This window comes from Alkaliphilus flagellatus, from assembly GCF_018919215.1.
Taxonomy (GTDB): Bacteria; Bacillota; Clostridia; order Peptostreptococcales; family Natronincolaceae; genus Alkaliphilus_B; species Alkaliphilus_B flagellatus.
Window position 1 is genome coordinate 378,076 of sequence record NZ_JAHLQK010000004.1, and the last position, 13,837, is coordinate 391,912.

Here is a 13,837-nt window from a genome sequence, read left to right on the forward strand (position 1 = left end):
AGTTGATTAAATGTCCAAAATTAAATTTGTAACTGATAGTACTGCATATATAGATAAATCTTTTATAGAAAAATATAATATTGATATAGTTCCACTATCTGTTAATTTTGAAGGCTCTGTGGAAAATGAAGGTTTACCAGGAGAATTTGATGTGTTTTTTAAAAAACTCTCAAAATCTTCAGATTTTCCAACCACATCTCAGCCATCTATTGGTGCCTTTGCCGAGGTGTTTAATAAAGCAATAAAAGAAAACTATGAAGTAATTGCTATTACCCTATCTTCAAAGTTAAGTGGCACATTTAACAGTGCTAATGCAGCAGCTAGCATTGTAGATTCATCTAAAATATCCATTATAGATTCGTTAACTGCTGCCGCCAATCTAAAAGCTTTAGTTGAAAAAGCAATTCAATTGTCAGAAAAAGGATTATCAAGACAACAAATAGTAAACGAGATTGAAGAACAAAAAAAACATACTGGTATACGTTTAACAGTAGCAACCTTGGATTACTTGAAAAAAGGTGGACGTCTTTCAACAGCCGAAGCAATGATAGGTTCTTTATTGAATATTAAGCCTATTATTGGATTGATAGACGGAAAATTAGAGCCTTTAAGTAAAGTTAGAGGAAAGAAAAAAGCAATGGACAAAATGCTTGAAGATATTCCATCTAATGCTTCTACTATTGGTATATGCCATATAGGTATTTTAGACGAGGCAAAAGAGTATGAAAAAATGATTCAGAAGCGTTTTCCAAATGCTAATACAGAAATATATGAATTAGGTCCAGTTATTGGTTCTCACTTAGGATTAGAAGCTATTGGTATTTGTTATCTCTACTAGTAATTTATTAATATGGTAAGAATTTTAAAAAATAAGGGCTTCTACTAGTAGCATTTTTAACTTAAGAAGCCTTTATTTAATACCCTAAATAGTGTAAAATTATATATGTACTTAATTAACCTAATATGTCTTTAATCGCCATTAATAATTAGAAATTCTATACTTCATTAGATAATAAAACAGGAGTGATCAAATGAAAACTATTATTGAAAGATTTAAAAAAGTCTTTTCCTACTCTATAGGAAGCATTCTGCTAACTTCTCTATTAGCAGCTTTATTTGGTTTTGTAAAAGGTAATAACTTACTCCCAACAATTTTAAATGCTAATTATATTGTTTCTACAATTATTATAGCAGTTGGAATCTTTGGTTTTTTCGTGCCAATACGTCTAAAAAAATCTAACCGACTAGTAGATCATTCTAATGTAATGGATGTTTTAAGAGAAGAAAAAGATATAAAACTGAGCGAAGCATTAGTAAATATTTCATGGGGAATTTGTCATATAATTTTAGTAGGTATTTTGGAAATAGTTGTTAAGAGCCTTATTTAGCTTCTATTTTCTCAGTTTCAATCTCATAATTTATGTTTTTAATTATATATTCTTTAGTTTCTTTAGAAATATTTATCTCATTATATCCTAAATAAATATATTCCTTTTTATTTTCCATTAAGTAGTATAACATAATATTAGACTGTATTACTATTCTTGTAAGACAATACAGAGAGTAAGTATCCTTTAACATAAATGGGATAACTATGGACTTAGCTCCTACTATAAATTTTAAATAAATACAGTTATTTTCTTTTGAAATCTTATACATTAAATCTTCTAGAATCCATTCCAGACTTTTTTGTCCATCACATACTAAATAAAAAGCTAGATTACCTTCAGTATCAATTTCATAAAAATGATTTACGCCCTCATTAGGAGAAGATATATAGCTATTCCTCACAAATTGATTTTTAGAAATTAAAGTTCTAGGGTTTAATTTTTTTAAGCAGTATTGTGTAGTAGACATTTTAAATCCATCTTGTACATCATTAATTAAGTTTTCAAATTTACTTTTTATGTTCATCCATTATCCACCCTTCACTTTAATCCGGTAGCTAACAATTCTAAGTCTCTATCTTCTAAAAGATAGAGTGGAAACTGCTCAGCTCTTAGAAATATACATATCAAGGCTACTTGTTCCCAGTGGTACAACGTAACAATCATTCAGACCAGTTAAAAACCCATATGAACTTAGTCTTTGTTTATCGAAGCAATGCATTTATAAATAGGTTTTCCCTGAGATATAAACTTTTCTTCATATTCAGTTTTAGCTATTTCATTATATTGTTTATTGTATAAATCATATATTATTTCATTTAAATAGAAACTTTCTCTATCAATCTCTCCAAGTGAAAATTCAAATAGATCTAAACTATCAGTTTTTAAGTGTATTTCTCCATCTTCACTTAAAATACTTCTATACATCTTCAAAAAATTACTATGTGTTAATCTCCTTTTCTCATGTCTCGCCTTTGGCCAAGGATCACTAAAGTTTAAGTAAATTCTTTTAACCTCACCTTTCAAAAAAACATCTTGCAAATTCAATGCATTTAAATGTATTAATGCCATATTGCTAATTTCTGTATTTTCTAAATTTCTAACAGATTTTAGTACTAATTCTTCAATTTTTTCGATGCCAATATAATTAATAGAATTATATGTCTTAGCTAAAGTAGTTAAAAATTGTCCTTTTCCCATTCCTATTTCTATATGAATAGGATTATGATTTTTAAAATGAGCCTTCCAATTACCTTTTGATAAACTTGGATTTTCTATATAATAAGCATATTCCTTCAATAATTCTTTTGCATTTGAAATATTCCTTACTCTCATAATTTCACCTCTCCTTTTATTTTAGCATAATTTATAATATTTTTTGGTTTTACGACAAATTATTTCCCAGGAAAAACATACAATATAATCTTTAAGCCAATTCAACTTCCATAAACTACTGTAATATTTTTAGCTACTTTACAAAAAATATATTAAACAAGATTTTTGTTGAAGATTTTAAAAATCTTATTCTTAAAGGAGGTAGATTTTAATGAAAAAAAGCCTAATAATGCTTTTAGTTCTAGCTTCTATAACACTACCAGCTTTTCAAGATATAGATGCTTATAGTGGATATAATTCTAAGTTATTAGTTATTGATGAATCTATTAATACATTCAATACAGAATGCTTTTATAAAATTGGATGTTAAAAGTCATTTAATGCTATCGCGTTGACTCCTGTCACACTTAAATCTTAAGTACTCAAAATAAATAGTCTGATATTATCACAATTACAAAATAAAAAACAATAAGGCTTTATGACTTATTGTTTTTTATTTTGTAAGAAATCGCAAACCACTAAATTGTTGAAAATTACTAATCTTCCACTATATTTGAAAACTGTAATGGCTTTTCCTTTACTAATGCAGGTATTTTAATATCCTCTGAAAACTTTATATTCGAAGTAATCCCATTAGATGCCATAAGTTCAAATAAAATTGTTCCATGTTCTACATAACGTTTGAGTGAGTCTGTACTCCCGATAGCTTGAATAATATATGGGGGAGCAATAGGCTTACCATGTACATTAATATGATTTCCAGCTAATGTTATCTCGCTACGCCCAACAACTCTATAATCATTAATAGATACCATTTCTCCTCCGAAAACTTTCAACTCATTAACCAAGCTGATTAAATACCTTCTTCCCTCAATAATTTCAGCAATATTCTCTTGTAAGTCACTATCTAACACAATAGTAATTCCTGGTCCAGAAGCCGATGAATACCCTGCTAAAAATTTATACTCATCTACAGTTGTTTTTAACTTTTGTAAAGGAACACTTTCAACAGCCCGTTCTTGCTCTAGTGTATCCACTTGTTTTTTCAAATCAATTATTCTTGTTTTCATATCTTCAGTAGTTTTTCTTAGATCTGATACCTCCTGAGCCTCTATTTCATTTTTGTGTGGAGAAGTAAAATCTCCACCTATCATTGAGTTAAATTGAATACCGATTGTTATACCGAATATAGTAAAAAATATAAGAACGATTAGTTTACTAGTTTTTTTCAATCTACCACTTCCCTTAGCTCACTATATATACTTACTTTTTTGCTTTAGATTGCAATAATACCTATTAATAATAAGCATACCTTTTATATTCAATTCAGTCAATATTATGATACTAAAAAAAAGAGAAGGTACTATGACCTTCCTAAATGCACTAAGGATTTTTCTGCATCCTCTACCATTTTTTTAACCATATGTCCACCTACATACCCGGCTCTAGTTTCATTTTCCAATCCAAGTTCATTAGCAATTTCCTCTTTGAATAATTCTAATGCTTGTCTAGCCTCAGGGATAACTACTTTATTCTTATTTATCATAATATCACCTCACTTATATATATTTTTTCTATATACTAATTGTTTATTAGTGGTATTTTCTTCTATTAATATGTTTGTCTATTAATTTAAAGGGTATTTACAAAGTAGAATTTTATTTTTTAAATACTAGTATACATATTTTCTAAATAGCATTATATATTTAAATGAGTATATTTAAAAGGGGGATAACTATGATTTCTATTAATTTTATTGTACCCAAAGAAAAGCTTATATTGATTGATCCTAGCCTAGATTTGAAATCCACACTGAAAGTAATTGAGGAAGGAAATTTTTTATCATTACCTGTTGTAAAAGGCAATAAATTTGTAGGTGTAATTGCAAAGGTAAAGCTTTTAAAAGCTATGATGGAAGAAAAGAATAACAACATAACTGTAAATGACTTAATTCATACAGACATACCGAGCCTTACACTTTACGATAGTGTTGAGGATGCTGCCCTGCTTCTTGCGGAAACTAATATCCCATTTGTTGTTATTAATAATACTGAAGGAGAATTTTTAGGTATTATTACTCATAAAACTATTTTTAGACATTATACACATCTTTATGGAATAGATAAGGGACATAAACTTGTAATTACTTCCTATGATATTAAAGGAAGATTAGCAGCTTTAACTGATGTTATTTCTAAAGCGGGTGCCAATATTATAAGTTTACTAATAGACGATCCTAACGTACCTACTAAAGTAGTAAAAATTATTGTTAGGATTGAAACTGATAATATTGATGAAGTTAAGAAAGTGATTGAAAACGCAGGTTTTTCAATTCGTCAATAATATGGTATAACAAAAGGCTGAAAATTTATTTAATTTTCAGCCTTTTGTTATACTTATAATTATTTTTCTATTAATCCAATTCTGCTACGTACCAAACTCATAGTGTCCTCTGCTAACTCATAAGCTCTTTTTGCCCCATTTTTATACACTTTTTCTACATAATCTAAGTTATTCATATAATCCTCATAACTCTTCTTAAATGGTCTTAAAAATTCTATAATCACTTCAGCTGTATCCTTCTTAAAGGCACCATAGCCCTTACCTTCATATTTAGATACTATTTCTTCTATAGATAAACCTGATAGCCTAGAATATATGGTAATTAAATTTTTAACCCCTGGTTGTTCGTCTCTATAGGCTACAAGATTTTCACTATCCGTAACTGCTCTTTTCATCTTCTTCATAATAACATCATCAGAATCCATTAAAAATATTGTTCCATTAACATTATCGTCAGACTTTGACATCTTTTTAGTTGGTTCTTGTAAACTCATAATTCTAGCCCCTACCTTTGGTGTATGAGCTTCTGGTATTGGGAAAGTTTCTCCATATAAATTATTAAAACGCATAGCAATATCCCTAGTTATCTCTAAATGTTGTTTTTGATCTTCACCAACAGGCACAAGATTAGCTCTATATAATAATATATCCGCTGCCATAAGTACAGGATAAGTAAATAAACCAGAATTAATATTATCCTTATTTTTTTCTGACTTATCTTTAAACTGAGTCATTCTGTTTAATTCCCCTACATATGTGTTACAACCTAAAATCCAACTTAATTCTGCATGCTGTGGAACATGGGATTGAAAGTAAATAATGTTCTTCTCAGGGTCTAGGCCACTTGCTAAATACTGTACTAAAAATGACAATGAAGTTTTTCGAAATTCTTTCGGATCATGACGTATAGTTAAAGAATGTGAATCTACAATACAGTACAAACAATCATGCTCTTCTTCTAAAACCTTCCAATTTTGTACAGCTCCAATATAATTACCTAATGTTAAACTTCCTGTTGGTTGTGCACCACTAAATACTACTTTTTTGTTTTGATTACTCATTTAGTTTACCTCCTTTTATTAATTTAAAAAACTCATTAGATGCTATCACAAAGATTCATACCACACTTAAATTTTTAACCTTATTTAAAAACTTCAAGTGCTCGAAACATTGCAATCATCCTAACTTTTTAGAAACCTTAAACAATTAGAAAAATATACTCCCTTATCTAAAAATAAAAGCTCTTCATCCCTAATTGTTTAGAGACGAAGAGCTTTTCTCCGCGGTACCACTCTAGTTGATGCAAAGCATCCTACTTGTCGTTTATAATTCAACTTTCCTTATAACGGAGGAATGCCGTCTTAGCTTACTATTATTTCAGCCAGCACTCATAAGTCCATTCACTATATGCTTAACACCGAACTTCCACCATCTTCGGCTCGCTATAGAAAAACATTATAGCTACTACTCTTATTCATCGCTTTATATCTTATGTTTTACAATATTTTATAGGTTATGTATCCTCCTGTCAACTAAATATTATTTTGCGCTATAATTTAATTAAAATTCAGAATATTGATATGTTAAATAATAGTCTTGCGTTTACTTTATATATACAACTATACATGATTAATCATGATTAAAATATGGTAGTAATATAAATAATAGTAGATAATTATTGATATATTATATTCTTAGGAGTGAGTTATTTGAAAAAAAATTTAACTTTATTAATTGGAGGCATTCAAGGAGAAGGCGTAGTTAGTCTAGGCACTAATTTAATGAAAACTCTATCTAATTTAGGATACTACACCTATGGAAATAGAAATTTTTCTTCTAGAATTAAAGGCGGCAACACTACAATGACAATATCTATTGGTGTGGAAAAACAGCTTTATTCTGAAGATAGATTAGATATTATATTGGCATTAGATAAAGAAACAATTGACTTGTTTAATCGTAAGCTTAAGCCAAATGGCTTGATATTATTCGACTCTATATTATCTTCTAAGGATTTAAGCTACAAAAAAGACTCATTAATCCCATTACCTATTACAGAAATAGCAAAAGGTTTAAGTGCTCCAATAATAAAAAACACTTGTGCACTTGGCTTTCTAGGTCGGTTAATGGGTCTTAATGAAAATGAATTGTCCCAAGCCTTAAAAGAAAAATACCATACTAAAGGTGATGAAATAGTTGAAAAAAACTTAAAAGCACTTAAAGAAGCCTATAATTATGATGGTGATATATTTAATAAAGAAGATTACTTTTTATCCATACCTGAAAAAAAATCATCCAAAGCAGTTATGATGGGGAATGAAGCTATAGGATTTGGTGCTTTAATGGCAGGTTGTAGATTTATACCTTCATATCCAATTACTCCTGCTTCTGAAGTAATGGAATATATGGGGAAGGTTCTTCCACGTTATGGAGGAGCTATGGTACAAGTTGAAGATGAGATTGCTGCTATTACAATGGCTGTAGGTGCTTCTTACGGTGGTGTACGAAGCATGACTGCTACTTCAGGACCTGGTATATCTTTAATGATGGAAGGTATCGGACTTGCAGGAATTACAGAGACTCCTGTTGTAATAGCTGATATTCAAAGAGGAGGCCCTAGTACAGGACTTCCAACTAAACATGAGCAAAGTGATTTATTTGCCATATATTATGGAGGACATGGAGAATACTCAAACATTATTTTATCTCCTTCCACAGTAGAAGATTGCTTTTACGATACAATTAGAGCATTTAACCTAGCAGATAAATATCAGTGCCCTGTGTTTATTTTGTCAGATTTATCTTTAGGTCTTTCTCCGCAGACAATTGATGACCTAGATTATAATCAGGTTGTGATTGATAGAGGAAAAGTAGTTATAAAAGATGAACTCTCCAATATTGAAAGAGGAACCTTCAAAAGATATAGACTTACGGAGGATGGTATTTCACCTAGAAGCTTCCCAGGTATGCTAAATGGTGGACATCATGTTACTGGAATAGAACACAACGAGCTAGGTCTTCCCCTTGAAAAACCGGAAAATCGAAAAAATATGATGGAAAAACGATTAAGTAAGACTGCTCCATTAGAAAATGAAGAATCTATTGATATTTATAGAACGAATAATAGCAATAATACATTATTTTTAACTTTCGGATCAGTATTCGGTGCTATAAAGGAAGCTGCATATTTAAGCGATAAAAAAATAGATTTTGGAGCAATTAGAATGATTCGTCCTCTACCTAAAAAGCAATTGACTTCTCTATTAGAAAATTACGACAAAATAGTTATTGTAGAAAATAATTATCGTAAACAGTTGGCTTCCATTATTAAGGAAGAGTTAGGATATCATAATAAAATTCATAGCATTACAAAATATGACGGTACTAATTTTACAATAAATGAACTTGTCGAGAAGATAGGAGAGTGGGCGTAATGGCTACTATGCAAGATTATAGCAATAAGGTAACACCAACTTGGTGTCCTGGTTGTGGACACTTTTCAATACTAAGGGCAATCCAAGTAGCTGCATCAAAGCTAGAAATACCTATAGATAAATTCGCCAGTATAACCGGAATAGGATGCTCTGGCAGACTATCTGGCTACTTAAATGGTTACAGCTTTCATGGTATACATGGGCGCTCATTGCCAATAGCACAAGGTATTAAAATGGCTAATAAAGATTTAGTGGTTATAGCTGCTGGTGGAGACGGTGATGGTTTTGCAATTGGAACTAGTCATACACTACATGCAATAAGAAGAAACTTAAATATGACATATATAGTATTAAATAATCAAATATATGGACTTACAAAAGGACATACATCTCCTTTAAGTGATACTGGCTTTGAAACCAAAAGCACTCCATTTGGTTCTATGGATAACCCACTAAAACCTGGTATTACAGCACTTGCTGCTGGCGCAACTTATTTAGCCCAAGGCTTCTCAGGGTTCCAAGACCAACTAATAGATATAATAGTAAAGGGAATAGAGCACGATGGATTTTCTATAATTAATATTTTTAGTCCTTGTGTAACTTTTAATAAAGTAAATACTTATCAATGGTATAGAGAAAATATTAAAAATATTGATGAAGATTCCACCTATGATTCTAGTAACTACCAGGCTGCTATGAACAAATTAATAGAAACCGATGGATTATGCTCAGGTATTATCTATCAAAAAAATGAGCCTTCATTTCTAGATAAGCTTCAAGGTAAGGAAGCAAAGCCTCTTACAGATTTAAATTTAAAAATTAGTAAAGATGAATTTGAAAACTTATTAAATAAGTTTAAATAGTTGAATACCTATTAAAACATTTCATCTTCTAAGGCTTTGATACGACCTTCTAGTTCCCTTATTTTTTCTAATAAATAATCTTCATGGCTACTTGGCGCTTTGCCAAAACGTCTTAACAATAATATTGTAATAACTACTGGTATTCCCAATGCGATTGCAATTAATATTAAACTCATAAAGGAATATAAAAATGACAATTTTAACACCTCCATTTATAATTAATTAATATAATGATTATATAATAACAAGAAAGTCTGGATAACTCCAGACTTTCTTGTTATATGTAATACTATTATATTTTTGTATTAGAATAACCCTACTATCTCTCCGCTTTCAAGAATATCCATATGGTTTGCTGCTGGAACCTTAGGCAGCCCTGGCATTGTCATAATGTCACCTGTTAATGCTACTAAGAATCCTGCACCAGCTGATAATCTAATTTCTTTTACTGTAATTCTAAATCCTGAAGGTTTACCAATTAGCGATGGATCATCAGATAGAGAATATTGAGTTTTCGCCATACAAATAGGCATTTTATCTAATCCTAGATCTTCGTATCTCTTTATTTGGGTTTGAGCACTCTTAGTAAAATCAACTCCATCTGCACCGTAAACTTCTTTTGCAATTGTGTTGATCTTTTCAGAAATGCTGGAATTAACATCATAAATAGGTTTGAAATTTGATGTTTGAGTTTCAGTAATTTCTACTACCTTCTTAGCCATTTCAACTCCACCATCTCCACCGTTTGCCCATACATCCGAAAGAACTACTTCAGCCCCCTTAGCAGCACAATGCTTGCGTAGGAAATCAATTTCTGCTTCTGTATCTGTTGGAAACTTGTTAATAGCAACAACAACTGGCACACCAAACTTATGAACATTTTCAATATGCTTTTCTAAGTTTCCATAGCCTACTTCAAGAGCCTGTAAGTTTTCTTGATTTAATTCAGCCTTTGGAACACCACCGTGATTTTTAAGAGCTCTAACAGTAGCAACAATAACAGCACAATCTGGTTTTAAATCTGCAAATCTACATTTAATATCAAAGAATTTTTCTGCACCTAAGTCGGCTCCAAAACCAGCCTCAGTTACTACATAATCAGCAAGTTTTAATCCTAGTTTAGTAGCCAAAACACTGTTGCAGCCATGAGCAATATTAGCAAATGGACCTCCATGAATAAATGCAGGTGTATTTTCTAAAGTTTGTACTAGATTAGGTTTAATTGCATCCTTAAGTAACAGTGACAATGCACCTGTTGCATTTAAATCCTTTACAGTTACTGGTTGATTATCAAAATTGTATGCTACAACTATCTTACCTATTCTTTCCTTTAAGTCCTCTAAGCTAGTTGCTAAACAAAGAATAGCCATAATTTCTGAAGCAACAGTAATATCAAATCCATCTTGTCTAGGTACTCCATCCGCTCTGCTTCCAAGTCCAACTACAATGTTTCTAAGGGCACGGTCATTCATGTCTAATACCCTTCTCCACACTATTCTTCTTGAATCAATGTTTAATTGATTCCCTTGGTGTAGATGGTTATCTAACAAAGCAGCTAAAAGATTATGAGCTGTTGTCATTGCGTGAATATCTCCTGTAAAGTGAAGATTAATATCTTCCATAGGAACTACTTGTGCATATCCTCCGCCTGCTGCTCCGCCCTTTACACCAAAGTTTGGTCCTAATGAAGGCTCTCTAAGTGCTGTAATAGTTTTCTTTCCTATTTTATTTAGCCCCATGCTTAAGCCAACATTGGTAGTAGTCTTTCCTTCTCCTGCTGGGGTTGGGTTTATAGCAGTTACTAATATTAACTTCCCATCAGGTTTATCCTTTAATCTGTCGAAAATATCCAGCGAAACCTTTGCCTTGTACTTTCCATAAAACTCTAACTCATCCTCATTAATTCCTAATCCATCAGCGATGTCGATAATAGGTAGCATTTTTGCTTCCTGCGCAATTTGTACATCTGTTTTCATTAAACACACCTCCATTAATGATAGGTTATATTTCATAGTCCATTGTATTGTATCATATTTTTGAATATTCTACCATCTTTTTAATGCTTTTTTCCCTCATATATATTATTTCAAAATAAAATCCTCCTAAACATTATCTTGCACTATATTTATAGTACATTAAATTTCTCTATTTATGCAATATATAACAATTCTAAAACTCAATATGACTTAAGCCCTCATTTATAAAATCTAATTCGTAAATATTGGGTTTTATGATATAATAAACTAATTAAATGTATAATATTGTATATAAAATATTATATACTTTGATATAGAGTTAAAAATAATGCAAGGGGGCTTTTTTATGAAGGGAACAATTGTATCCACATGGTTAAGCAGTCTAAGAGATATATTTGATGATAATACTGTGGATACAGCACTACAATTTACTAATTGGGATAAAACCAAAATTATAACGCCGTTAGAAGATATAGCTGATGAAGAAATATTTGAAGTTTTTAATCAAGTTTCTAAACTAACTAATATACCTACTAATGAAATTTGGCGTAAAGTAGGAAGACAAAACATAAGTTCATTCCACAAATGGTTTCCATCCTATTTTGAAAGACGAAGCCTTAAAGGCTTCTTAATGATGATGGACGATGTACATAGCCAGTTAACAAAATTAATAAAGGGAGCTACTCCACCAAGATTAATTGCTAAAGATGTTAGTGAGAACGAACTAGAAATTACTTATATTTCTAAACGTGGTCTTTTTGATTATTTCTTAGGTCTTTTAGAAGGTAGCTCCTCATTTTTTAATGAAAAATTAGAGTTCTCTATTTTAGAAACTGGAACTCACAAAGATGGTCGAAAAAAGATGAGAGTACATATTAAAGTAGAAAAATCTCCAGATACTATAATTAATGTTTTTTCTTCAAAATTATTTAGTTTTGGTATTTTAAAAAATCTTCCTTTAAAAGTTAGTATAGTTCCAAGTATTATTACTTTCTTAGCTTTAATATTTTTAAGTAATAGTACGAATTGGATTTCAAATATATTAATATCCTTAATTACACTCGTATCTACTTACGTTGTGGCTTTTATAGTTACAAAACCCATTAATATTGTAAACCAAGAAATTATAAAACTTAAAGATTATGATTTTGCAAGTAAAACCACACTAAAAACAAAAGATACTATAGAAACCATAGTTAATGAACTGAACGAAACAAAAGAAGTTTTAAAAAAGGATTTTCTTTTTCTTAAAGGCGGTACAGATGATTTGACAAAGTTTGTAGAACAGTTTACAGAAATTGCGCAAACTATGAGAATTTTTTCAGATTCCATATCATCTATTGTTCATGAGGTGGCTCTAGGTGCGACCCATCAGGCGGAGGAGACAGGAGAGTCTGTGTATCAATTAGATGAATACGTTACTAGACTATCTAATATTGTAGCCGAAGAAACTGAAAGTAAAAATCAATTAGAAGAAGCCAGTTTAGGGCTGCAAAAATCCTTCCATGAAATTAAACAGGCTACCGAATTAATCAATGATGTAAAAGATAATTTTTCTGACGTTAATCATCAAGGTAGAGAGATTTCATCACAAGCTAGTAAGATTATGGAAATAAGCTCTACTGTCGAAGCTATTGCAGATCAAACAAATCTTTTAGCTCTCAATGCAGCTATAGAAGCAGCGCGAGCTGGTGAAGCTGGTAGAGGCTTTACCGTAGTTGCAGAGGAAATACGAAAGTTAGCTGAGCATTCTAAAGATGCGGTAGGAGAGATAAATAACAATTTAATTTTCTTTATAAAGCAAATTGAAACCTTAGTATATAAAATACAATCCCAATACGACCAACTAGAAACAAGTAACGAAACATTAGAAAAGGTAACTATTAATAATCAAGTTTCCACTAATAAGATTTTGGATGCATCAAGTGTTATAGTAAGATTGATAGATGAACTATCATCAGAAACCAATAGACTAAATTCTGTAATTGAAAATATTCATTCTCTAGCATCTATCGCTGAAGAGAATTCTGCTGCGTCTGAGGAAATGAGTGCCAACGTAACTCAATATACCGAAAAAGTTAGTGATTTATCCGACAGTATAGGCCTGTTTGAAACATTAATTAATAACTTTAAAAATCAACTTAAAAAATATAAAATATAAAGATCGTCTATTGTTAGCACAAAAGTATATTTTATTATACTATCGAAAGGAGATGTGAATATTCACATCTCCTTTCGATTTCCTCTATTATTCTGCTAATAATTCCTCTATTCTCTCTCTATCAAATCCAACTATTACTTCTTCTCCAATTTGAATTACAGGCACTGCCATAATTCCTCTTTGCATTAATTCTTTTCTAGCTGATGTATCGGTTTGAATGTTTCTTTCTATAAATTGAATACCCTTATCTGAAAAATATTCTTTGGCCGTATGACAATGTGAACATGTGCTACTCGTAAAAATTATAACTTCTTTCGACATTTAAATCCCTCCTATA

Annotated in this window: 15 protein-coding genes and 1 other annotated feature; of the genes, 7 read left to right on the forward strand and 8 right to left on the reverse strand. The window is 30.8% G+C overall.

The genetic code is table 11. From position 1 onward, the window contains the following. Positions 1 to 10 precede the first annotated feature (10 nt). Together KQI88_RS12125 and KQI88_RS12130 are read left to right on the forward strand one after the other, a co-directional pair. Positions 11 to 838, forward strand: coding sequence for a DegV family protein (locus tag KQI88_RS12125; RefSeq protein ID WP_216417673.1), 828 nt, complete (start codon positions 11 to 13; stop codon positions 836 to 838). A 193-nt stretch (positions 839 to 1,031) separates the two neighbouring features. After that, positions 1,032 to 1,388, forward strand: coding sequence for a hypothetical protein (locus KQI88_RS12130; protein ID WP_216417675.1), 357 nt, complete (start codon positions 1,032 to 1,034; stop codon positions 1,386 to 1,388). Here the strand turns inward: KQI88_RS12130 and KQI88_RS12135 are convergent. Then, a complete protein-coding gene (locus KQI88_RS12135; protein ID WP_216417677.1) occupies positions 1,381 to 1,914 on the reverse strand; it encodes a hypothetical protein in 534 nt (177 codons plus the stop codon). The two genes, KQI88_RS12130 and KQI88_RS12135, sit on opposite strands and share 8 nt — an antisense overlap. A gap of 167 nt (positions 1,915 to 2,081) precedes the next feature. Further along, complete coding sequence (gene trmB, locus KQI88_RS12140) at positions 2,082 to 2,723, reverse strand: tRNA (guanosine(46)-N7)-methyltransferase TrmB (RefSeq protein WP_216417679.1); 642 nt, start codon at positions 2,721 to 2,723, stop codon at positions 2,082 to 2,084. A 211-nt stretch (positions 2,724 to 2,934) separates the two neighbouring features. Here trmB and KQI88_RS12145 point away from each other — a divergent pair, with 211 nt between their 5' ends. Next, a complete protein-coding gene (locus tag KQI88_RS12145; protein ID WP_216417681.1) occupies positions 2,935 to 3,093 on the forward strand; it encodes a hypothetical protein in 159 nt (52 codons plus the stop codon). Positions 3,094 to 3,259: 166 nt separating this feature from the next. On the opposite strand, the gene KQI88_RS12150 is transcribed toward KQI88_RS12145, so the two are convergent. Together KQI88_RS12150 and KQI88_RS12155 are read right to left on the reverse strand one after the other, a co-directional pair. Next, on the reverse strand, positions 3,260 to 3,955 hold the full coding sequence (locus KQI88_RS12150; RefSeq protein WP_216417682.1) for a DUF881 domain-containing protein: 696 nt from the start codon (positions 3,953 to 3,955) through the stop codon (positions 3,260 to 3,262). A gap of 131 nt (positions 3,956 to 4,086) precedes the next feature. Beyond that, positions 4,087 to 4,269 (reverse strand): alpha/beta-type small acid-soluble spore protein, encoded by a 183-nt coding sequence (locus KQI88_RS12155; protein ID WP_216417684.1) that lies wholly within the window; start codon positions 4,267 to 4,269, stop codon positions 4,087 to 4,089. A gap of 191 nt (positions 4,270 to 4,460) precedes the next feature. On the opposite strand from KQI88_RS12155, the gene KQI88_RS12160 reads away from it, so the two are divergent. Then, positions 4,461 to 5,066: a CBS domain-containing protein gene (locus tag KQI88_RS12160; protein ID WP_216417685.1), complete on the forward strand. Its 606-nt coding sequence runs from the start codon at positions 4,461 to 4,463 to the stop codon at positions 5,064 to 5,066. 59 nt (positions 5,067 to 5,125) lie between these two features. On the opposite strand, the gene trpS is transcribed toward KQI88_RS12160, so the two are convergent. Further along, positions 5,126 to 6,127, reverse strand: a complete 1,002-nt coding sequence (gene trpS, locus KQI88_RS12165) for a tryptophan--tRNA ligase (RefSeq protein WP_216417686.1) — start codon at positions 6,125 to 6,127, stop codon at positions 5,126 to 5,128. 197 nt (positions 6,128 to 6,324) lie between these two features. Then, positions 6,325 to 6,553 (reverse strand) — a binding site (T-box leader). A 222-nt stretch (positions 6,554 to 6,775) separates the two neighbouring features. Here trpS and KQI88_RS12170 point away from each other — a divergent pair. Both KQI88_RS12170 and KQI88_RS12175 read left to right on the forward strand, forming a co-directional pair. Then, the gene (locus KQI88_RS12170; protein ID WP_216417687.1) at positions 6,776 to 8,500 is read left to right on the forward strand and encodes a 2-oxoacid:acceptor oxidoreductase subunit alpha; all 1,725 of its coding nucleotides are present in this window, start codon (positions 6,776 to 6,778) and stop codon (positions 8,498 to 8,500) included. Further along, complete coding sequence (locus KQI88_RS12175) at positions 8,500 to 9,363, forward strand: 2-oxoacid:ferredoxin oxidoreductase subunit beta (RefSeq protein ID WP_216417688.1); 864 nt, start codon at positions 8,500 to 8,502, stop codon at positions 9,361 to 9,363. Before KQI88_RS12170 ends, KQI88_RS12175 begins: the two co-directional genes overlap by 1 nt. Positions 9,364 to 9,374: 11 nt before the next feature. Here the strand turns inward: KQI88_RS12175 and KQI88_RS12180 are convergent, their stop codons facing one another. Together KQI88_RS12180 and KQI88_RS12185 are read right to left on the reverse strand one after the other, a co-directional pair. Beyond that, positions 9,375 to 9,560, reverse strand: coding sequence for a hypothetical protein (locus KQI88_RS12180; protein WP_216417689.1), 186 nt, complete (start codon positions 9,558 to 9,560; stop codon positions 9,375 to 9,377). Positions 9,561 to 9,668: 108 nt separating this feature from the next. Continuing rightward, complete coding sequence (locus tag KQI88_RS12185) at positions 9,669 to 11,339, reverse strand: formate--tetrahydrofolate ligase (protein ID WP_216417690.1); 1,671 nt, start codon at positions 11,337 to 11,339, stop codon at positions 9,669 to 9,671. Positions 11,340 to 11,685: 346 nt separating this feature from the next. Here KQI88_RS12185 and KQI88_RS12190 point away from each other — a divergent pair, with 346 nt between their 5' ends. Then, entirely contained in the window at positions 11,686 to 13,500 is a 1,815-nt protein-coding gene (locus KQI88_RS12190) for a heme NO-binding domain-containing protein (protein ID WP_216417691.1), read from the forward strand. A gap of 87 nt (positions 13,501 to 13,587) precedes the next feature. On the opposite strand, the gene KQI88_RS12195 is transcribed toward KQI88_RS12190, so the two are convergent. Next, a complete protein-coding gene (locus KQI88_RS12195) occupies positions 13,588 to 13,821 on the reverse strand; it encodes a glutaredoxin family protein (protein WP_216417693.1) in 234 nt (77 codons plus the stop codon). Positions 13,822 to 13,837: the final 16 nt, after the last annotated feature.